Raw genomic sequence first — 21042 nt, forward strand, 5'->3', positions numbered from 1 at the left:
TTACTCTTGATGACTTTTATGGAAATGTCACTTGCAAAGTTCATCTTCTAACCAGTTTATTGCCAAATCGAGGGATTGCTCATATCCCTGTGAAATGGTTTTACTTTTTACTTTCTTTGCTTGCCCACCTTGGCTAAAGAGTGCCACGAGTTGGTTGTCTGAATAAGGCGAAACAGGATCACCTTCTAACCCAAGCGCCAAAATTGGTGTTTTCGTTCTTCGGCCAGACATAAAACCTTGTACTTTCAGTGACCACGCCATCAATTGCCCAGCTAAACTGCGTACATCCACCACATTTTTGCCTAAGCGTGACGCCAGAACATCGAGATACATTTTAGGCATTGCTGCCAATTTATTCGGAGATGTGAAAATATCATGGATTGGAGCACCCAACGCGACACACGCTTTGACTTTGTCAGACTCTAAAAATGCAAGACGCGCCATTGCATTGCCGCCAAATCGGAAACCAATCAATCCCACACGGAAATGATCCACCCAAGGCAGATCCGCCAATTGATTCAATACGGCCTGATGTAAACAGGATGAATCCTCTGTCAGTGGCCATTGTGAACTGGCACCCAGCGATGGCATATCAATCGTGAGCATGGCAATATCTCGCTTCGATAAATAATCACGAAACAGACGCCACATATCGGTTTGCAGACTATCCAAACCAGCACTGACTAACACCACAGGCTTAGGTGAGTCGGTATTGCACAGGTGTAAATAACCCGCGATTTTTTTGTTTTGGTAGGAAAACTCTAAACGCTTAACCACAAACCCCGTAAGCTTAGCCCCCTCTTGATAAGCATTGTTCGCCAGCACTTGAGCTTGAAGAGCCAAGTTATCGTTTTTGAGATGAGGGTAACCTGCGATGCTATAGCAAAGTGCTGCGGTGAACATTTCGTCAGCGGCATCTTCCCCTTGTTGCTCTGCGGCCTGCTTTTGATGCTGCATGCCGATACGAGTCCACTCATAAGTCCAGTTACCGCTGCGGTAGCCCATTACGGTATCTAGCCATTCATCATGAGTTCGAGAATGTTTTGAAGAGGCAATCCGCGCGAGAACCTCTTCCTGTTCCACAGGATCAAGCCCCTGCCACACCCATTGCAAACGGCGTAAGTTGCGATACCAAGCAGAAGAGGATTGCTCACGACGCGTTTCCAATAGCTCCAAACTGCTTGGCATATATTGGGTAAGCGAAGAAGTCTCTTTAGCTTGTTTGTGATTTTGAAACAGGGTCTCAGACAGGTTTTTGCTGATCGCTTCGGACATGACAAGTCTCTATGCTGGCGTTGCGCTAAGTTTGGCTAACAGTAGTAAAAAAAAATGACCCTTGAAAGGGTCATTTTCAAATTCTAAGCAAAAAGACTACTTTTGCTTACGATTAACTGGTTCAACGTAGGACAACACCATGTCCCATGGTTGCTCAATCCAAGTGTCTTGAGGAATATCAACCACATATTCGTCAACCAAGTCTTTACCTGCTGGTTTAGCACAAACAGTAACAAATTTAGCTTTTGGATACATTTCACGGATTTTACGTGCTGTATCACCGCTATCCACGAGATCATCAATGATCAGGAAACCTTCCCCGTCATGCTCAGGCGCTTTCAGTACTGTCATATCACGCTGGTGATCATGGTCATAGCTAGAGATACATACGGTATCTACATAGCGAATACCCAATTCACGAGCGAGAATTGCAGCAGGAACTAAGCCACCACGGCTGACACCCAAGATACCCTTCCATTGTTCTGCTGGCATCTGACGTTGTGCAAGTTCACGGCAGTAATGCTGCATATTGTCCCAGGTGATAACGAATTTTTTGCTCATGTGATAAACCTAAATTGAATTTTTATAACTTCTTCTATTACGCAGCCGCAATGTACTTGATGACAAAAATCGCCGCCATGACCCAAACACTGAGAGAGACGCTGCGTCCTTTACCACTGAAGAGTTTGATCGCTGCATAAGCAATGAAACCCAGTGAGATACCTTCGGCAATCGAGAATGTCAGAGGCATCATCAAACAGGTGACAACAGTGGGTGCCGCTTCAGTCAGATCACGCCAATCAATGCTCACTAAACCAGACAACATCAGAATAGCGACATAGAAAAGTGCGCCGGCCGTCGCATAAGCTGGGATCATACCCGCTAATGGCGAGAAGAATAATGCAAGAAGGAACAAAATGCCAACAACCACAGCCGTTAACCCAGTACGGCCACCCACAGCGACACCAGAGACACTTTCAATATAAGAAGTGGTGTTAGAAGTACCCAACAAAGCGCCTACAGAAGTTGCCGTAGAGTCAGCTAAAAGAGCGCGGTTCAGGCGTGGAATTTTGCCATCTTTTTCAATCAAGTCCGCTTTAGTCGCTACGCCAACTAAAGTGCCTGCTGTATCAAACAGGTCAACAAACAGGAAAGCAAAAACAACAGAAATCATGCCGATTTCAAATACAGCCGAGAAATCCAATTGCATGAAGGTTGGCGCAATGCTTGGTGGCGCAGAAACAATGCCGCCCCACTGCACATCACCAAACGCTAAACCCAGAGCTGTGACCGCTAAGATAGCGATCATCACCGCACCTTTCACACCACGATACACCAAACCGATCGTCAGGAAGAAACCCACAGCAGCCAACACAGCGTGCAGTGAAGTAATAGCGCCTAGAGAAACCAGCGTCGCCGGATTATCAACAACAATGCCTGCATTTTTTAATGCGATGAAAGCCAAGAATAGACCAATACCCGCCGAGATACCGGTGCGTAAAGAATGTGGAATTGAGTTGATGATCCACTCACGGATTTTGAACAAACTGAGTAGGATAAACAGCACACCAGAGCAGAACACCGCTGCCAGTGCAACCTGCCATGTATGTCCCATGCCCAGAACAACACCATAAGTAAAGAAGGCGTTAAGCCCCATACCTGGTGCTTGTGCAATCGGATAGTTCGCGACAAAACCCATGATGAAACAGCCAATCGCCGCAGCCAAACAGGTCGCAACGAAAACTGCGCCACGATCCATCCCAGCATCCGACAAAATCGCTGGGTTAACAAAAATGATGTAAGCCATGGTCAAGAAAGTAGTGACCCCAGCAAGAATCTCAGTGCGCACGTTCGTGCGATATTCACTGAGTTTAAAAAGCTTTTCCAGCATGTTCGAATCCTTTAGTGGTAAAAAGTAAACGGTTGCGTAAACGATTGGCGGCGATTATAGAGTTATCAAAAAACAAATTCCAGACACAATTCTGACTGTGCGCTGGTTTTCTAAGCAAAAGGGAAAAAGGTCGATGTGTGGATACGTAAATAGATCAATGCCAACAAAATGTTGCGATCGGTATCGAATGAGCGGGATTTTTTGAACATAAAAAAACGCCACCTCAATTGAGATGGCGGTGAATCATATCAACCAATTGGTTGTCAATAAATTCCAATTTAGGGGTGAACAAAACTTGTTCGAGACGCGAAATCGCGTATCAGTAGCCGAAGCTACGAGGGTATGCAAAGTTACCGGTATACACAGCGTATTGGTTCCAGAACATTACAGACGATAAACCTTTATTCATAACTATCACCATTAAAATCAAACCCGTTTACTTGATTTCTCGGTTCCATGGAGGCGATAAATCGGACTCATCCTTTGAGCATTTTCTCTTCGCTAGCGAAGTTGTGTATAAATATACCACCAAGAAAATTAATTACAATATGAAAGGTGATTAAAGTCACAAAAATCATTCAAATCGATCTTAATCAGCATAAATAGGTAATTTAATTACAATTAAATAAAGCTTAATTACACATCAAATGCATAGAGATGCATTTAACTTCATCATTAAAATGACTTCTGAATTCTAGTGAAAGCAATAATCGATTAGCAAAACAGGTTTTCCCAGCACTTTTGACCTACTCCACTTCTCTGCACAGTGATATGCTGTGCAGCGAAAGTACCTACCTGTTACAGGCTAATTCTCTACCATGACATTGCTCTGGAGAGATGATACACGGGAAAATATACAGTAAGGAGTCATCTGTGTCTGAGTTCCAAAACGAAATCAGTAAGTTATCGTCAAATCCTATTTGGCCATTTTTCGCCACTATCTGTTCAATTCCACACCCTTCAAAACATGAAGAAGCATTAGCTCAATACATTATTGATTGGGCCAAAGGGCAAGGGTTAGCTGTACGCCGCGATGAGACGGGCAACGTCTTTATTAAAAAGCCAGCAACCCCAGGCATGGAAAACCGTAAAGGTGTGGTACTTCAAGCACACATTGATATGGTGCCGCAGAAGAACGAAGACACAGTACATGACTTCACTAAAGATCCTATCCAACCTTATATTGATGGCGAATGGGTCACTGCGAAAGGAACGACTTTAGGATCAGACAACGGTATTGGCATGGCATCTTGCCTTGCGGTTCTGGCATCTAAAGATATCCAACACGGTCCTCTAGAAGTCCTGCTCACGATTGATGAAGAAGCTGGTATGACTGGCGCATTTGGCCTAAAAGCAGGTTGGTTAGAAGGTGATATTCTGCTCAATACCGACTCTGAGCAAGAAGGCGAAGTCTACATGGGCTGCGCTGGTGGCGTGAACGCCGAATTTGCTTTCGCGATTGAACGTGAAGCTATTCCAGCAGGTTATGTTGGCCGTCAGTTGACCTTAAAAGGTTTGAAAGGCGGTCACTCAGGTTGTGATATTCACACTGGTCGCGGCAACGCCAACAAACTGATGGCGCGCTTTTTAGCTGGGCATGCCAAAGAATTAGATCTGCGCCTAGTAGAATTCCGTGGTGGCAGCCTACGTAACGCGATTCCTCGCGAAGCGTTTGTCACTGTGGCATTACCAGAAAATCGAGTTGCGGAATTAGAAACGCTGTTCAACTACTACACTGAGTTACTCAAAGCAGAACTAGGCAAAGTAGAAACCAACTTGGTGACTTTCCTTGAAGCCAAAGAACTTCACGCTGAAGTGCTCACCGCACAGACTCAACAGCGCTTTATTGCCGCTTTAAACGCCTGCCCGAACGGTGTTATTCGTATGAGTGATGACATCGCAGGAGTGGTAGAAACCTCTCTGAACGTAGGTGTGATCACAACCGAAGCGGCGCAAATCAAAGTACTGTGCCTAATCCGCTCATTGATTGATTCAGGTCGTCACCAAGTGGAAGGCATGTTGAAGTCAGTGGCTGAACTTGCTGGTGCGGAGCTGGAACTTTCTGGTGCTTACCCAGGCTGGAAACCAGATGCTGATTCAGAAATCATGCATATTTTCCGTGACATGTATGAAGGTATTTACGGTCACAAACCAAACATTATGGTGATCCACGCTGGTCTTGAGTGTGGACTATTCAAAAAACCTTATCCAAACATGGATATGGTGTCGTTCGGCCCAACCATCAAATTCCCGCATTCACCAGATGAAAAAGTGAAGATCGACACGGTTGATCTGTTCTGGCAACAGATGGTGGCATTGTTAGCTAACATTCCTGTTAAAGCCTAAATTTAAGAAGCCGAGCACGATAGCTCGGCTTTTTTATCCCTTCAGCTATGTATAAGTACATGAGCAATTCCGCCTTGCGCAATAACACACATAAGATAAGTAAGAACAAAAGCGACTAACGGCTCAATAACCTTAAACAAAGCATGTGTATCAAAGTTTTTTGTCGAAAAGGAAAATTTTATTCATTAGATTGTGTTTAAGGTTGGCTGCTAGAGTTCGCCCCCTTGAAGTTCCCAGAGTTATTCACCAAACTCTCTTCAAGCGACAACTTGCAAAATGCAGGTTGTTTCGAGGGTGCTGCTTGTCCTTAGCGGTATCTGAAATTCTCAAACTAATGAAATTGCGATGAAAGAAAAAATGATTGTCGGATGGCGTGAGAATCTCAGCCTTCCAGGGTTAGGTATTGAACGCATTAAAGCGAAAATCGATACTGGAGCCCGAACGTCTTGCTTGCACGCGTTCAAGGTAGAGAGCTTCACTAAGGAAGGAGCTCCGTGGGTTCGTTTTTGGATCCACCCGATGCAAAAGAATGATGAGCTAGTAAAAATGTGTGAAGCAGCAGTAATTGACGAACGAGTTGTTCGCGATTCTGGTGGCCATGAAGAAACACGCTACGTCATTCGGTCGGATCTTAGCTTTGGCGGCCAAACATGGCCGATTGAAATCACCTTGACCAATCGAGAGAACATGGCGTTTCGTATGTTATTGGGCCGTACTGCCATGCATCACCGAATCATAGTTGATCCTACAAAATCGTTTTTAATCCCTTTCGAGGAGCCGAATAAATGAAAATTGGTATTCTGTCGCGTAACGCTTCGCTGTATTCAACCAAGCGTTTGATAGAAGCGTGCAAACAGCGAGGCCATGAGGTTCGTGTCATTGATGCCTTGCGCTGCTACATGAATATCAACTCCGATAAACCGGAAATTCATTACAAAGGTGAAGAGTTAGCGGGTTTTGATGCGGTGATTCCACGTATTGGTGCTTCTGTGACTTTCTACGGCACCGCAGTATTACGCCAATTTGAAATGATGGGCGTTTACCCAGCCAATGAGTCGGTCGCGATTACTCGTTCGCGTGACAAACTGCGCTCTATGCAGCTGTTATCTCGCCGCGGCATTGGTATGCCGATCACGGGTTTTGCAAGCAAGCCTGATGATGTCAAAGACCTACTCGATATGGTGGGCGGTGCTCCTGTTGTCATCAAACTACTGGAAGGGACTCAAGGTATCGGTGTTGTGCTAGCCGAAACGCGTACCGCTGCAGAAAGTGTGATTGAAGCCTTCATGGGACTGAAAGCCAACATCATGGTGCAAGAGTACATCAAAGAAGCTGGCGGTGCGGATATTCGCTGCTTCGTGATTGGCGATAAAGTGATTGCAGCGATGAAGCGTCAAGGTGCTGATGGTGAGTTCCGCTCTAACCTGCATCGTGGTGGTACTGCATCGTTAGTCAAAATCACTCCACAAGAGCGTAAAACCGCGATTGACGCCGCTAAAATCATGGGATTGAATGTGGCGGGTGTTGATCTACTTCGTTCCGCTCGCGGTCCACTGGTCATGGAAGTTAACTCATCTCCAGGCTTGGAAGGCATTGAAGCGGCAACAGGCAAGGACATCGCGGGAATGATTGTAGAATTCATTGAGAAAAATGCAGCCAGCAAAAGGACTAAAACACGTGGCAAAGGCTAAAAAGCACAGCGACTTTTTATTTTTGGGGGAAACCATTCCCCCATCCTCAAGGCGGGTCATCGAACTCGAAGCTGCCAAACTTTATACCGACTCCCCTCTTTCCATTCCGATAGAAGTTATCCATGGCTCAGCTCCTGGCCCAGTGTTGATGATCAACGCAGCCATTCATGGTGATGAACTCAACGGCGTAGAAATTATTCGCCAACTACTTAACACTCTCGACGAAAAAAAMCTCAAAGGCACACTGATTGCCGTTCCCATCGTCAACGTTTTCGGCTTTATTCATAAATCACGTTACTTACCTGATCGGCGCGACTTGAACCGTTGTTTTCCCGGTAGTGAAAGAGGCTCATTAGCTTCGCGCATGGCACACACCTTTTTCTCACAAGTTGCCCAGCGTTGTGACTACATTCTCGATCTGCATACAGGCGCGATTCATCGAACCAACTTGCCACAAATCCGTGCAGATTTAAGCGGCAAAGAAACCCTGCGCATTGCACAAGCGTTTGCGACGCCTGTGATCATAGATTCCCCACTAAGAGATGGTTCATTGCGCAGCGAAGCTGAAAAGCAACAGATTCCTGTATTAACTTATGAAGCGGGAGAAGCACTGCGTTTTGATCCTGTTGCAATTAATGCTGGGATTATCGGTATTAAGCGAGTCATGCAGGCGATTAAAATGCTCCGATCCAGTCGCAAAAAAACGCCAGCCTCAGTCATTGCGAAATCCACCAGTTGGCTACGTGCCGAAGCTGATGGCATTTTGCGTACACTCGTTTCCTTAGGGGATAAAGTTGAGAAGGGTCAAGTGTTGGCATATATCAACTCACCACTTGGAAAACTGGAAGTGGAAATTCGCGCTAACAAGAGTGGCATTGTCATTGGCCAACAAACACTTCCATTGGTTAACGAAGGTGATGCCGTATTCCACCTAGCCTATTTCCATCAAGATGATGAAATCATTGAGCAAGTGGTGGGAGAATTCATCGAAGAGTTAACCGAAGCGGATTTAGAACCGTTAACAACAGGTCATATTGTTACTTTCTAAACGCTGAATTTTCTGAATTGAAAAAGCCCTCATAACGAGGGCTTTTATTTATTCATTTATCTATATGAATATGGCTTAACCAAACGAAGCCCAGATAACCGTAGCCACCAAAATTGGGCAGACAAACTTCACATACCAAGGCCAGATTTTGCCAAATAGGCTCTGTTGCAGCTCAGGGAATCCCGCTTGTAGTTCTTTCATTTTGGCATCACGATGCCATACCCAACCACCAAACAGACAGAACATTAATGCTGCAGTAGGCTGCAAATACTGAGTCGCCAGCGTTGCTACCAAGCCAAATAAGGCTCCAAAGTTGTAAACAATCACCACGCTCACCAGCGCGATCAAGCCACCGAGTACCCAACTTGTTGGAGTACGACGAGTATTAAAACGCTCACCCACTAAAGCCACTGGACATTCAAGCATTGAGATAGAAGAAGTTAACGCGGCAATGGTCAGCAATAGGAAAAAGACCATCGCAAAGATCTGCCCCAGTATGCCTAAGCTATCAAACATCAGAGGTAAGACAGTAAACACTAAGGTATCCGAGCTCAATAAAGAGCCATCCTGAGCATAAATTTGTACCCCTTTGTTCATCGCCACAAACATGGCTGGCAACACCACCAAACCAGCAATGAAAGCCACTGCGGTATCAACCAAAGTCACACTCATCGCCATTTTAGGCAGGTTCTCTTTCTTACTCAGATAAGAGCCGTAAATCAGCATTGAACAACCACCAATGGTTAAAGAGAAGAATCCCTGCCCCATGGCCGCTAATATCAGTTTGCGATCCCACACTTTTTCAAAATCAGGGATTAGATAATGCTTTAATCCGTCCAGTGCGCCTTGCTGAGTCATGATGTAAATAAACAGCACCGCAAACAGCACAAACAGTGCAGGCATCAGTCTGGTTGACCAACGCTCAATCCCTTTTTTTACGCCACCCTGCACGATCAAAATTGTTAGCACATAAAAAATTACTGTACCGAACAGGTTACGTTCAACACTAAAACCTTTAAGCCAAGCACTGGCTGTTGCGAGACCAAACAGATCCGCCATCGCGCCTAACAGGAAACAGATAATCCAGCCACCGACAATGCTGTAAAAGGCCAGAACGGCACTCGGTACACTCAACCCAATCCAACCGACTAATCCGCCGATTTTCTTTGCAATTGGATTTGGTGTTAATGCACGCATACTATCGACAGGGTTTGCTTGCCCATAACGGCCGATCGCCATTTCAACCACCAACATGGGAAAAGCGACCACAAAAATTAATACCAGATATACCAACAGAAATGCGCCACCACCATTGCTAGCCGCTTGGGTGGGGAAACCCCAGATGTTACCTAAACCAACGGCTGCTCCAGCAGCAGCGAGGATAAAACCAAGACGAGAACTGAAAGTCTCACGAGAATTTGTTTGTGCCATTACGACGACTCATACGATACCAACACACTAGTTGACTAGTACATTAATACAAAGTGTCTAGCGACTCAATCATCAACAGAATCATTCGCTGAAAAATCGTACAAACACTGTGCTTTTATCGAGCCGAATCAAAATACCACTGGGGGAATGTTTAAATTTTAGGCAAAACTACGCACAACATATCGATTTCGACCACTTTCCTTCGCCTCATAAAGCGCCATATCCGCTTGATGGAATAGTGACAGATAAGCATCCATACGTGGTGATATGGCATAAACACCACCAATACTCACGGTAAGATATTGGAAGTCAGAATCCTGTGGATTGGCAATGGCTAACTCGGCAACTTTGGTATGTATCTGTTGGGCAAATTGTTCAGCATCCAATTCGCTATCTGAAGCAAGCACGACACAAAACTCTTCTCCACCAAATCGAGTGACAATTTTTTCCCCATCAAACTCTATTGCTTGCAAAGCTTGCGCAACCGAGCATAAGGCTTCATCCCCCGCCAGATGGCCAAAGTTATCATTGAAGGGTTTGAAGTAATCAATATCAATCAGGTACAACACCAAATAACGGCAAGGGCGATCACTCAAATAACCTTTAAGCTGCTTTTCTAAATAGCGGCGATTGGAAATCCGAGTCAGAGGATCATGTTCTGACTGCCAACGGAGCACCTGCTGACTTTCATCAAGTTGAGTAACAATATGATTAATGGTGCTCGCAAACTCTTTCATTTCGGCAGAGATAAAAGTACTCGCATCAGGCATTTTTCCGCCTGAAGTTTTGAACTGCTGCAACACTTGATTCGCTGCCGTGATGGGTTTAATCAAAGTCACTACAACCCATAAATTGACCACGTACATCACTGACGAAAAAAATAGCAGTGCTAGGATTTCATCACTGCGGATAAAAGGAGGATGCTTAACGTGATGATTAATCTTCAATAACACACTTGAGTTACCACTGTAATCTAGCTGTTTTAGGTAAGAAACATCCTGCTCATCTTTAGGTAGAGGTTCACTATTCGCACAAGTGAGTACATCAATATCAACCCCCGTCGCTTGCTCTACCACCTTGGCAAATTGGGAACGCACTTTTTTTATAAAGATCAGATAACCTTGGTTGCAAGATGTCCCTTCACTGTTACATACACGCGCAGTAGCTGCCAAATAGGGCTCCCCATCCACCACCATGTAGCGAACCGTAGTAGAAACCCCTTCAGTGCTTAAATGCTGTGCCTGATCCAAAATCCCAGCGAAATCGGCCAGCAAGTGATCATAACTGACGCTTTGATCTGTTTCCGAATCATACTTTTTGCCCCATACGAGTTTCTTCATCGGATCAAAAATAAAAATCCCATCAAGAAATTGAGAGGTAAATGACAGATCGCCAATATTATTCTCGATAAATGCGTTATTGGGACTGGCAATAAAAGCTGCCATTTCATCCCAAGCTGCGTAATCTGCTAATGAAGCACCCATGGCTTTACGTTCTAGCGACACCATGGTTTCAACACGCTTCACTTCAGCTTGTTGCAACTGAAGTGCTTGTTCAACCTCACGGTCATGCGACCAGAAATATTTAAATGTCAGGTAAAACATCAAAAAGCCTACCACCACTGCCAACGCATTGAGCGTCGTCAGCGAGCGCAGACTAAAATTATTTAAATTCATATCACCGTCGTCATAACAAACCTTACCCAAAACAGAAAGAGTGTGAGATTCACACTCTTATCAGTTAGATGGTGAAGACTTGATAGCTCTTTAATTGAGGGATTTTTTTATGCAATTGCTGCTCTTGTTGAGTCATTTCGTGTAAAGCATCACACCACTCTTTCCCTTGTTTCTCAAAAGTTGATGTGTGTTCTTTGAGTTTGGCATCCAACTTAGTTTTTAAATCCGCCATATTTTTGCCAAGCTGGGTAAGGTTTACTCCCCCCTCTTGTTGCATCTTAGTTGCCATTACATCAAACGCACTGGCGAAAAACTCTTGGGTCAACACTTCCTTGCCACGTGAAAACTCTTGTTGCCAACGATTTTGCATCGCTTCAAACGTCTCGGCAGGAACCACCAAATCACCATTTTTAAAATACTGTGCCTTGGCATTAGCAAAGAACGTCGCCATCGATTTTTTGACATTCTCAAAAGCTTGCGGAGCATCTAAAGAAACCGCTACATCATCGACCAATTGATTGGCTACCGTCAGGCTCTCATCTGCCCAACGCTGTGCTTTAGGCACCATATTCGTTAGCTGTTCACGATAACGACGTACAGCGGCTTGCTGGTCGGCCGTTAATGCTATTTTCTTTCCTTGGATATAAAGATTGTTTTGCTTATCAATCAACGCTTTGTCATTGCTCGCTCGCTGAATTTCAATACGTTGCGCATTAAGATGGACTTCATTTTGAATATCGACCTGACACTGTGCCGCCCAAGTCGATGAGCTCATCAAAACAGCTAAGGTTAAAACGGTCTTTTTCATGTGGTTCTCTGGCTGATTTTTTGCCAACTATAATTAATCCCGATGAATGATACGCCAATAAATCGTCAAAAATTACTCTTTAATGACGATTATTGTTCGAACTATCATCTAAACTATCTTCGTAATGGGCTAAGACCATGAATTTATAAAGCCTTTAGCTCAAAAGAGGAATTTGGCCGAAATCGACTTGCTGCTATTCATTCGGAAACATGCTGAGTTGCTTCATTTGCAATTCAGGTTTTAGCATGACACTTAAGCCAAGTAAGCGAATCTCTCGCCCATTTTGACGAGTCAACACTTGTTCTAATAGCTCATAAAAATAGTCCAATTCCAATGTAGGATGGACGTGCTCAATAGTGGTCAGCTGAAAGTCAGCAAACTTGACTTTAATGCCTTGTTTCGTGATGGCACGCTGTGGATGCGCTCGGCTCAAACGTGAATCCAGCTCTGGATAAAGTTTTTGCTTGATCACTTGCCAACACTCTTCAAACGTCGTGATGTTTTGACTAAAGGTGTACTCAACCCCAACGGATTTACGCTCACGCTCAGTCACCACTTCCCGCTCATCGACCCCGTGGCTCTTTTTCCATAGTGAAGCCCCTAAGCGACCAAATTGATGCAATATCTGGCGATAATCTGCGTTTTTCACATCAGCCCCGACATAGAGACCAGCTTGATGGAGTTTTTCTAACGCAACTTTGCCCACTCCGGGGATTTTTTCCAACGGTAAGCTATCAACCATCTCCTGAACTTGCTCAGGTGTCACCACATATAAGCCATCCGGCTTATTAATATCAGAGGCCACTTTGGCAAGAAACTTGATGGGTGCAACACCAGCAGAAGCGGTTAAATTCAGCTCTTGCCATATATCACGTCGAATCGCTTGAGCAATTAACGTGGCGCTACCTTGATAGGCGGTAGACTCCGTGACATCAAGATAAGCTTCATCTAGGGAAAGAGGCTCAATCACCGAGGTGTAGCGCTGGAAAATGGCTTGGATTTGTCGCGAGACACTTTTATAGACCTGCATTCGCCCCGGCACGACATGCAGTTGCGGGCAAAGTTTTAATGCTTGAGCCGTAGGCATAGCAGAGCGAACACCAAACTTTCGCGCTTGATAGTTGCATGTACTGATCACACCACGCTGCTTCTCATGTCCACCAACGGCGAGTGGAATATCACGATATGCAGGGTTATCCCGCATTTCGACTGCAGCAAAAAAGCAGTCCATATCGACATGGATGATTTTTCGAATTCTATCTTGCATAGCCCACCACACTGTATACTTAAACAGTATAGTAATAAGCCATCTGCAAGGAAAGCTGAAAAAACAAAAAGCCCGCCGTAGCGAGCTTTTAACTTGAGTTTGAGTTGATTACGCGATGCGATCTTTTTCCCAAGCCGCAAGGCGTTCTGCACGCGCTGCCGCCTTAGCTTCACGCTTTTTACGTGCATCGCAAGGCTCTGGGCAATTACAGACTTTTTCGATACCCACTGCACCTAAACCGCCACAGCTGCCTTTCACCACTTTACGTTGGAAAATATAACCGACAGCCATTGCTGCAATGACGGCAAGAAAGAAGCCAAAAGTAATCAAAAATGTGCTCATCGTTTTATGCTCACTGTTACTGATTCAAAAATGGTTTAAAGCTGCTTGATGCGTATTCTTTAAAACCATCATCGGTTTTAACAATCATCAGCACTGGAATGTGATTGGCTTCAGCCACTGCCATCCCACGTTCTTCACCCATCACCATTAAACCGGTCGCTAAACCATCAGCGGTCATACATGATTTATCCAGCACAGTCACGGAAACCACACGGTTGTTGATCGGACGTCCAGTGATCGGGTCAATGATATGCGAGTAACGTACGCCATCTTGCTCAAAGTAGTTACGGTAATCGCCGGATGTAGCAATAGCGTATTCACCCGGCTCAATGATCTCTTGGACGCTACGTTGATCGATACTCGGCTTCTCAATCGCAATTCGCCACGCGACTCCATCACGGTTCAAACCTTTTAAACGGATCTCACCGCCGATTTCAACCATATAGTTCTCAATGCCTTGTGACTGGATGTAATCCGCCACAACATCGACGCCCCAGCCCTTCGCAATGGTAGACAGGTCAACGTACAGCTCAGGAATATCTTTGCTTAGTGTATTACCTTCCACCGTAAGATGCTCAATGCCTGTAATTGCACGGCGAGTATTCAGCTCTTCATCCGTCGGTACGATATCAGGGCGCGCTTCTGGACCAAACCCCCAAAGATTCACTAAAGGACCCACTGTCACATCCAGCGCTCCCTCAGTAAGACCGTTTAAACGGATCGCTTCTTTCACAACCGTCGCGGTTTGAGTCGAAACCGTAAACGGCTCCGCACTAGCGTGCTGGTTAAAACGGCTTAATTCAGAGTTTTGGCGGTAAGTCGACATCTGATCGTTGACTTCTTCCAACAGACGGTCGATTTCAGTTTGCAGAGTTTTGGAATCTGCAATACCCGGTTGCTGAATATATTTAATGTTATAAGAGGTCCCCATCGTTGGACCACTAATATGTACCTGCTCAATCGGTTTTTCACAACCAGCTAGCAAGAGAAGAGAAGCTAATGCAACAAGCCAATGTCTCACTTGTTTACTCCTTTGAGTTAAAAATTGATATGGGAAATACCGATGTCACCGCACTCTATATGCAATGGGATCGACACTTTCGATATCCGATTTGCAAAAAACAATGGCTGACTCTAACGAGCCAGCCATCAGATGTAGTGAGTTATCGATTAACCACCGAAGTCATCCAGTAGGATGTTTTCCTCTTCTACACCAAGGTTTTTCAGCATGTTGATCACTGCCGCGTTCATCATCGGAGGTCCACACATGTAGTACTCACAATCTTCTGGTGCTTCATGGTCACGCAGATAATTTTCGTACAACACGTTATGGATGAAGCCGGTGTAACCCGTCCAGTTATCTTCTGGCTGAGGATCAGACAGTGCACAATGCCATACGAAGTTTTCATTCTCAGCCGCTAGGCCGTCGAAATCCTCAACGTAGAACATTTCACGCTTAGAACGCGCACCGTACCAGTAAGACATCTTACGCTTAGACTTCAGACGCTTCAGCTGGTCAAAGATATGCGAACGCATTGGCGCCATACCAGCACCACCACCGATAAATACCATTTCTGCATCGGTATCTTTCGCGAAGAACTCACCGAATGGACCAGAAATTGTACATTTATCACCGGCTTTCAGTGACCAGATGTAAGAAGACATTTGGCCTGGTGGTACGTTTGGATTATTTGGCGGCGGAGTCGCGATACGCACGTTCAGCATGATGATGCCAAACTCTTCTGGGTAGTTCGCCATAGAGTAAGCACGGATGATTGGCTCATCTACTTTAGACTCATAGCGGAACAGATTGAATTTGTCCCAGTCACCACGGTATTTCTCAGGTACATCGTAATCGGCGTACTTAACATGGTGCGCTGGCGCTTCAATCTGAATGTAACCACCCGCACGGAATGGTACTGACTCGCCGTCAGGAATCGCAAGTTTCAGCTCTTTGATGAAAGTAGCTTTGTTATCGTTAGAGATAACCGTACATTCCCACTTCTTCACACCAAAGATTTCTTCTGGCAGTTCCAGATCCATATCGGCTTTCACAGCCACCTGACACGCCAAACGCTCACCTTCACGGGCTTCGCCTTTGCTGATGTGATCAAGTTCTGTAGGCAGAATATCACCGCCACCCGATTTGATTTTTACGCGGCATTGGCCACATGAGCCACCACCACCACAGGCAGAAGATACGAATACACCAGCGCCTGCCAATGCACTCAGCAGTTTACCACCCGGTTGGGTTACGATCGCTTTCTCAGGATCGCCATTGATTGAGATTGTAATGTCACCTGTTGGTACCAGCTTGGATTTGGCGAACAGAATCACCAGAACCAATGCCAGTATAATCAAGGTAAACATCACTACACCAAAAATAATAGTAGACATTAACTATTCCTTTATTGCTGCGGTTTACCCGACTTACAGTTGAACACCAGAGAAAGACATGAAGCCCAACGCCATCAAACCAGCAGTGATAAAGGTAATACCTAAACCACGCAGACCTGGAGGAACGTCTGAATACTTCATTTTCTCACGGATACCTGCAAGAGCGACGATAGCCAGCATCCAACCCACACCTGAGCCAAAACCGTACACAACAGATTCAGCAAAGTTGTAGTCGCGCTGCACCATGAAAGACACACCACCAAAGATTGCACAGTTTACTGTGATCAACGGCAGGAAGATGCCCAGTGCGTTATACAGAGGCGGGAAGAAGCGATCGAGGATCATTTCCAGAATCTGTACTAATGCCGCAATAACACCGATAAAGGTAATAAAGTTCAGGAAGCTTAGGTCTACCCCTTCAACCAGTGCATCTGGCTTGAGCACTAGGTTGTACACCAGATTGTTGACTGGTACAGAGATAGTCAGTACCACGATAACCGCGATACCTAAGCCGAATGATGTCTTAACTTTCTTCGACACCGCCAAGAATGTACACATCCCTAAGAAGAAAGAGAGTGCCATGTTCTCGATGAAAATCGATTTCACCAGCAGACTAATATAATGTTCCATGACAACCTTACTCCTTCGCTTCTACTTGTTCTGGTTTGAACGTACGAATCGCCCAAATCATGAAGCCGATCAGGAAGAATGCTGAAGGCGCGAGTAGCATCAGACCGTTTGGCTGATACCAACCACCGTTACTGATAAGAGGCAGAATTTCCAAACCAAACAGTTTGCCAGAGCCCAGAAGCTCACGGAAGAAACCTACTGTCATCAGCACGAAACCGTATCCTAAACCGTTACCGATACCATCAATGAAAGAAGGGATCGGCGCTGACTTCATCGCAAACGCTTCTGCACGGCCCATTACGATACAGTTGGTGATAATCAGACCAACGAATACCGACAGCTGCTTAGAAATATCGTACAGATACGCTTTAAGAATCTGGTCTACCACGATAACTAAAGAAGCGATAATCGCCATCTGTACGATAATACGTACACTGTTAGGAATGTGGTTACGGATCAGAGAAACGAAGAAGTTAGACAATGCAGTAACAAACATTACCGCCAACGTCATAACAAATGCCGTTTCCAGCTTAGTGGTTACCGCCAGTGCAGAACACACACCCAGAACTTGCAATGCAATCGGGTTGTTGTCCAGAACTGGTGCTAACACACTCTTTTTCAGCTCTTTTGCGCTAGACATTAGTTAAGACCTCCGTCACGAACTTTTGTCAGGAATGGACCAAAGCCCATATCACCCAACCAGAAGTCGAAGGTGTGTTGTACACCGTTACTGGTCAGCGTTGCGCCAGACAGACCGTCTACGCCATGCTCAGAACCTTGTGGTGCACCACCTTTGACAATCTTGATCGCAGGTTTGTGGTTTTCATCAAACAGCTTTTTACCTACCCATTGAGCACGCCAAGCTGGATTTTCAACTTCGCCACCCAATCCAGGAGTTTCGCCTTGTTCATAGTAAGTCAAACCTGAAACGGTGTTACCGTCAGTTTCAACTGCTACAAACGCGTACATCATTGACCATAGGCCGTTACCATGTACAGGCAAAATCACCTTGCTGGTTTTGTCGCCGTCTTTCACGAGATAAACCACACCAACATTCGCACGACGTTGGATCTTCGCTTTATCTTGATCAGGAGTCAGTTTGATTGACTCAGAGGCTTCTTTCGCTGCTTTACGTTGATCGTAGTTTGCTGCATCACCTTCAACAAAGTTACCAGTGTTGAAGTCAACCAAACGTGGTTCGATGCTCTTGTTAAACAGTTCAACGATTTGTTTGCTGCCTTTAGCTTGAATGCCTGCAACTTGCAGAATTTTGCTCTGCTTATCCAGTGCCGCATTTTCTTTTTGCTTGTCACGCAGACCGACAGCCGCTGCCGATACGATGATTGAGCACACTAGGCTCAACGCGATAACAACAAACAGCGTCTTTTTAATGCTATCGTTATTGCTTGCCATAGCGCGCTAATCTCCGCTTGATATTTCTCTCTACAACCACGTGGTCAAACAGTGGTGCAAATAGGTTCGCGAATAGGATCGCCAGCATCATACCTTCTGGGTACGCTGGGTTCACGACACGGATCAGCACACACATTGCGCCAATCAAGATACCGTAAGCCCACTTACCACCATTGGTGAAGGAAGCTGAAACTGGGTCAGTCGCCATGAAGAACATACCGAATGCAAAACCACCCAGTACAAGGTGCCAATGCCAAGGCATGTTGAACATTGCGTTGGTATCAGAGCCAATCACGTTAAACAGTGTTGACAGCAGAATCATACCAATCATCACGCCGCCAATAATGCGCCATGAAGCAATGCCCATGTAAACAATGAACGCTGCACCAATCATGAGTGCCAAAGTTGAAACTTCACCGATTGAACCTGGGATGTTACCGATGAAAGCATCCATCCAAGTGATCGTTTGGCCAGTCGCATTGTTGATCAGTGCACCTGCGCCACCTTGTGCCCATTGGCTCAGTGCAGTTGCACCAGAGAAGCCATCAGCTGCAGTCCATACTAGGTCACCTGAAATCTGTGCTGGGTAAGCAAAGAACAGGAAAGCACGGCCAGCAAGAGCTGGGTTAAGGAAGTTACGACCTGTACCACCAAACACTTCTTTAGCAACAACAACACCGAAGGTAATACCCAGTGCGGCTTGCCACAGAGGCAGAGTTGGTGGAACGATGAGGGCAAACAGAATCGAAGTTACGAAGAAGCCTTCGTTGACTTCATGCTTACGCACCATACAGAACAACACTTCCCAGAAACCACCAACGATAAATACCGTGGCATAAATAGGTAGGAAGTAAGTTGCACCCAGTAGCATTTTACTGCCCCAACCTGCATCGCTTGACATTGTGCCGCCAAGCATTTCGGTTAGCCAGTAGTGCCAGTTGCCAGCAACAATCGCCGCTAGCTGATCACCTGAGTAAAGGTGATTAAGTGCAGTAATGGCTTGGCCACCTGCGTTGTACATACCCCAGAACATTGCTGGGAATACTGCAAGCCAAACCATGATCATGATGCGCTTTAGGTCAACGCTATCACGAACGTGCGAGCTTCTTTTGGTTACCAGACCTGGGGTATAGAACAGCGTTGCCGCCGCTTCATACAATGCAAACCACTTCTCGTGTTTGCCGCCTGGCTCAAAATGATGCTCGATGTCTTCAAGAAACTTTTTAAGGCCCATGGAAATTACCCTTCTTTCTCGATCTTGTCTAAGCACTCACGCAGGAGCTGACCGTACTCATATTTGCCTGGGCAAACGAAAGTACACAGTGCCAGATCTTCTTCATCTAGCTCCAAAGCACCTAAGCGAATCGCGTTGTCACTGTCACCAGCACACAGATCACGAAGCAACAAGGTTGGCTCCATATCCAATGGCATGACTTTCTCATAGTTACCGATTGGTACCATGGCACGATCACTACCGTTGGTCGTGGTGGTCATGTTGTACACTTGACCTTTGAAGATATGACCAAGGAAAGAGCGAGTAACGGAAAACTTGTTTTTACCTGGCATAGCCCAACCCAACAGCTCTTTATCACGTCCTTCACGTAGGACAGAGACTTGTAGGTGGTAACGGCCTAGATAAGCATGTGGTCCAGTCGCTTTTGTACCTGACAGCACAGAACCAGAGATAATACGCACTTCGCCTGGCATGATTTCGCTATCAACCAGTTGCTCTAGCGATGCGCCCATTACAGTGCGAACCAAACGAGGTTTGTTCACAACAGGGCCAGCGAGAGAAACAACACGTTGATTGAACAACTCACCAGTCAGGAACAGTTGACCGATCGCAATCACGTCCTGATAGTTAATGCTCCACGCAACATGGCTCGCACTTACTGGATAGAGGAAATGCATGTGGGTGCCAGCGAGGCCTGCAGGATGAGGGCCGTCAAAGACATGCTCTTCCACATTCGTCTGCTGAGAACGTGGCAGACTAGTACCTTTTTTACAAACGTACACTTTGCCAGTGGTCAGAGCCGAAAGCACATCGAGACCTGCTACGAAGGCTTGCGATTGTTCATTGATCACTACAGTCGGCTCAGCTGCCAATGGATTGGTATCCATAGCAGTAACAAAAATGGCTTCAGAAGTGGAATCAACGGCTGGAACCTTGCTGAACGGACGAGTACGGAAAGCGGTCCAAAGACCAGATTCAATGAGCTGAGTTTTGATCGCATCACGATCCAAACCTGCTAATTGATGGGCTTCAAACTTGTCGAATGTCACTTGGTCATCACCCGCTACTTCAATCACTACAGACTGAAGAACGCGCTTCGCACCACGATTGATTTCAACCACTTTACCGCTGACTGGTGAAGTAAATTTCACACCCGGATTCTTCTTATCTTCAAAAAGAATCTGAGCTTTTTTTACTTCATCACCTACGCGAACATGCATAGTAGGACGCATGCCAACGTACTCTTCGCCAAGCAAGGCGACTTTTTTGATGGCTTTACCATCACTAATCACCTGGGAAGGAGTTCCTGCAATAGGAAGGTCCAAACCCTTTTTTATTGTAATCATACGCACTTGCACTACTTTTATCGGGAAAAAGATTCTTTCATTGCGCAAATTCGAGGCGCACTCCATTCGCCTTGTTCTTACAACCGAACAACGCTAACGGAATCCTTACCTCGGTAGACACGACATTGTTAGTGTCCGTTTTAATGGCCTTAACCATTAAAATCGCAACATCCTTTTAAAAATCCCATCACAAATCATGTGGGGGATTTGTCAGGTGCTGTAGTCTAGCATCTTTTGGGAACTTGAT

19 protein-coding genes are annotated in these 21042 nt (G+C 45.6%); 4 read left to right on the forward strand and 15 right to left on the reverse strand.

Annotated elements, in window-relative coordinates; translation table 11 throughout:
* Positions 1-27: 27 nt before the first annotated feature.
* The 3 genes from frsA to D908_RS17110 all read right to left on the reverse strand — a co-directional run bounded on the left by frsA (position 28) and on the right by D908_RS17110 (position 3166).
* The gene (gene frsA, locus D908_RS17120) at positions 28-1275 is read right to left on the reverse strand and encodes an esterase FrsA (RefSeq protein ID WP_001287335.1); all 1248 of its coding nucleotides are present in this window, start codon (positions 1273-1275) and stop codon (positions 28-30) included.
* A 96-nt stretch (positions 1276-1371) separates the two neighbouring features.
* Positions 1372-1836, reverse strand: a complete 465-nt coding sequence (gene gpt, locus D908_RS17115; protein WP_000037415.1) for a xanthine phosphoribosyltransferase — start codon at positions 1834-1836, stop codon at positions 1372-1374.
* A gap of 37 nt (positions 1837-1873) precedes the next feature.
* The gene (locus D908_RS17110) at positions 1874-3166 is read right to left on the reverse strand and encodes an NCS2 family permease (RefSeq protein WP_000890421.1); all 1293 of its coding nucleotides are present in this window, start codon (positions 3164-3166) and stop codon (positions 1874-1876) included.
* A gap of 873 nt (positions 3167-4039) precedes the next feature.
* Between D908_RS17110 and D908_RS17105 the strand changes: the two genes are divergently transcribed.
* From D908_RS17105 to D908_RS17090, 4 genes are all read left to right on the forward strand, one after another.
* Positions 4040-5512, forward strand: a complete 1473-nt coding sequence (locus tag D908_RS17105; RefSeq protein WP_005522416.1) for an aminoacyl-histidine dipeptidase — start codon at positions 4040-4042, stop codon at positions 5510-5512.
* 345 nt (positions 5513-5857) lie between these two features.
* On the forward strand, positions 5858-6301 hold the full coding sequence (locus D908_RS17100) for an ATP-dependent zinc protease family protein (protein WP_000660271.1): 444 nt from the start codon (positions 5858-5860) through the stop codon (positions 6299-6301).
* Complete coding sequence (gene rimK / locus D908_RS17095) at positions 6298-7203, forward strand: 30S ribosomal protein S6--L-glutamate ligase (RefSeq protein ID WP_000689981.1); 906 nt, start codon at positions 6298-6300, stop codon at positions 7201-7203. Before D908_RS17100 ends, rimK begins: the two co-directional genes overlap by 4 nt.
* Positions 7163-8251 (forward strand): succinylglutamate desuccinylase/aspartoacylase family protein, encoded by a 1089-nt coding sequence (locus D908_RS17090; RefSeq protein ID WP_005522419.1) that lies wholly within the window; start codon positions 7163-7165, stop codon positions 8249-8251. The genes rimK and D908_RS17090 overlap by 41 nt, the downstream gene beginning before the upstream one ends.
* Positions 8252-8326: 75 nt before the next feature.
* On the opposite strand, the gene D908_RS17085 is transcribed toward D908_RS17090, so the two are convergent.
* The 12 genes from D908_RS17085 to D908_RS17030 form a co-directional block, all read right to left on the reverse strand.
* On the reverse strand, positions 8327-9682 hold the full coding sequence (locus tag D908_RS17085) for a sodium-dependent transporter (protein WP_000079475.1): 1356 nt from the start codon (positions 9680-9682) through the stop codon (positions 8327-8329).
* Positions 9683-9840: 158 nt separating this feature from the next.
* Positions 9841-11358 (reverse strand): diguanylate cyclase, encoded by a 1518-nt coding sequence (locus D908_RS17080; RefSeq protein ID WP_005522421.1) that lies wholly within the window; start codon positions 11356-11358, stop codon positions 9841-9843.
* Between the two features lie 64 nt (positions 11359-11422).
* Positions 11423-12193, reverse strand: a complete 771-nt coding sequence (locus D908_RS17075) for a YggN family protein (protein ID WP_005514854.1) — start codon at positions 12191-12193, stop codon at positions 11423-11425.
* A 166-nt stretch (positions 12194-12359) separates the two neighbouring features.
* Positions 12360-13433, reverse strand: a complete 1074-nt coding sequence (gene dinB, locus D908_RS17070) for a DNA polymerase IV (RefSeq protein WP_005522423.1) — start codon at positions 13431-13433, stop codon at positions 12360-12362.
* A 108-nt stretch (positions 13434-13541) separates the two neighbouring features.
* On the reverse strand, positions 13542-13775 hold the full coding sequence (nqrM, locus tag D908_RS17065) for a (Na+)-NQR maturation NqrM (RefSeq protein ID WP_000102946.1): 234 nt from the start codon (positions 13773-13775) through the stop codon (positions 13542-13544).
* 16 nt (positions 13776-13791) lie between these two features.
* Complete coding sequence (locus D908_RS17060; RefSeq protein WP_005522425.1) at positions 13792-14796, reverse strand: FAD:protein FMN transferase; 1005 nt, start codon at positions 14794-14796, stop codon at positions 13792-13794.
* 149 nt (positions 14797-14945) lie between these two features.
* A complete protein-coding gene (nqrF, locus tag D908_RS17055; RefSeq protein WP_000103961.1) occupies positions 14946-16172 on the reverse strand; it encodes an NADH:ubiquinone reductase (Na(+)-transporting) subunit F in 1227 nt (408 codons plus the stop codon).
* Between the two features lie 33 nt (positions 16173-16205).
* Positions 16206-16802, reverse strand: a complete 597-nt coding sequence (gene nqrE, locus D908_RS17050) for an NADH:ubiquinone reductase (Na(+)-transporting) subunit E (protein ID WP_000401431.1) — start codon at positions 16800-16802, stop codon at positions 16206-16208.
* 7 nt (positions 16803-16809) lie between these two features.
* Complete coding sequence (locus D908_RS17045) at positions 16810-17442, reverse strand: NADH:ubiquinone reductase (Na(+)-transporting) subunit D (protein WP_000092893.1); 633 nt, start codon at positions 17440-17442, stop codon at positions 16810-16812.
* Positions 17442-18215, reverse strand: coding sequence for a Na(+)-translocating NADH-quinone reductase subunit C (locus tag D908_RS17040; RefSeq protein ID WP_005522428.1), 774 nt, complete (start codon positions 18213-18215; stop codon positions 17442-17444). The genes D908_RS17045 and D908_RS17040 overlap by 1 nt, the downstream gene beginning before the upstream one ends.
* Positions 18202-19449, reverse strand: coding sequence for an NADH:ubiquinone reductase (Na(+)-transporting) subunit B (locus D908_RS17035; protein WP_000523296.1), 1248 nt, complete (start codon positions 19447-19449; stop codon positions 18202-18204). Before D908_RS17035 ends, D908_RS17040 begins: the two co-directional genes overlap by 14 nt.
* A 5-nt stretch (positions 19450-19454) precedes the next feature.
* Positions 19455-20795, reverse strand: coding sequence for a Na(+)-translocating NADH-quinone reductase subunit A (locus D908_RS17030; RefSeq protein ID WP_005522430.1), 1341 nt, complete (start codon positions 20793-20795; stop codon positions 19455-19457).
* Positions 20796-21042 lie beyond the last annotated feature (247 nt).

The organism is Vibrio mimicus CAIM 602 (genome assembly GCF_000338875.1).
Taxonomy (GTDB): Bacteria; Pseudomonadota; Gammaproteobacteria; order Enterobacterales; family Vibrionaceae; genus Vibrio; species Vibrio mimicus.

Coding starts and splice junctions, on each gene's coding strand:
- rimK (WP_000689981.1), top strand. CDS start 6,298: ATGAAAATTGGTATTCTGTCGCGTAACGCTTCGCTGTATTCAACCAAG.
- D908_RS17035 (WP_000523296.1), bottom strand. CDS start 19,449: ATGGGCCTTAAAAAGTTTCTTGAAGACATCGAGCATCATTTTGAGCCA.
- D908_RS17110 (WP_000890421.1), bottom strand. CDS start 3,166: ATGCTGGAAAAGCTTTTTAAACTCAGTGAATATCGCACGAACGTGCGC.
- gpt (WP_000037415.1), bottom strand. CDS start 1,836: ATGAGCAAAAAATTCGTTATCACCTGGGACAATATGCAGCATTACTGC.
- D908_RS17080 (WP_005522421.1), bottom strand. CDS start 11,358: ATGAATTTAAATAATTTTAGTCTGCGCTCGCTGACGACGCTCAATGCG.
- D908_RS17085 (WP_000079475.1), bottom strand. CDS start 9,682: ATGGCACAAACAAATTCTCGTGAGACTTTCAGTTCTCGTCTTGGTTTT.
- frsA (WP_001287335.1), bottom strand. CDS start 1,275: ATGTCCGAAGCGATCAGCAAAAACCTGTCTGAGACCCTGTTTCAAAAT.
- nqrF (WP_000103961.1), bottom strand. CDS start 16,172: ATGTCTACTATTATTTTTGGTGTAGTGATGTTTACCTTGATTATACTG.
- D908_RS17045 (WP_000092893.1), bottom strand. CDS start 17,442: ATGTCTAGCGCAAAAGAGCTGAAAAAGAGTGTGTTAGCACCAGTTCTG.
- dinB (WP_005522423.1), bottom strand. CDS start 13,433: ATGCAAGATAGAATTCGAAAAATCATCCATGTCGATATGGACTGCTTT.
- nqrE (WP_000401431.1), bottom strand. CDS start 16,802: ATGGAACATTATATTAGTCTGCTGGTGAAATCGATTTTCATCGAGAAC.
- D908_RS17100 (WP_000660271.1), top strand. CDS start 5,858: ATGAAAGAAAAAATGATTGTCGGATGGCGTGAGAATCTCAGCCTTCCA.
- nqrM (WP_000102946.1), bottom strand. CDS start 13,775: ATGAGCACATTTTTGATTACTTTTGGCTTCTTTCTTGCCGTCATTGCA.
- D908_RS17040 (WP_005522428.1), bottom strand. CDS start 18,215: ATGGCAAGCAATAACGATAGCATTAAAAAGACGCTGTTTGTTGTTATC.
- D908_RS17030 (WP_005522430.1), bottom strand. CDS start 20,795: ATGATTACAATAAAAAAGGGTTTGGACCTTCCTATTGCAGGAACTCCT.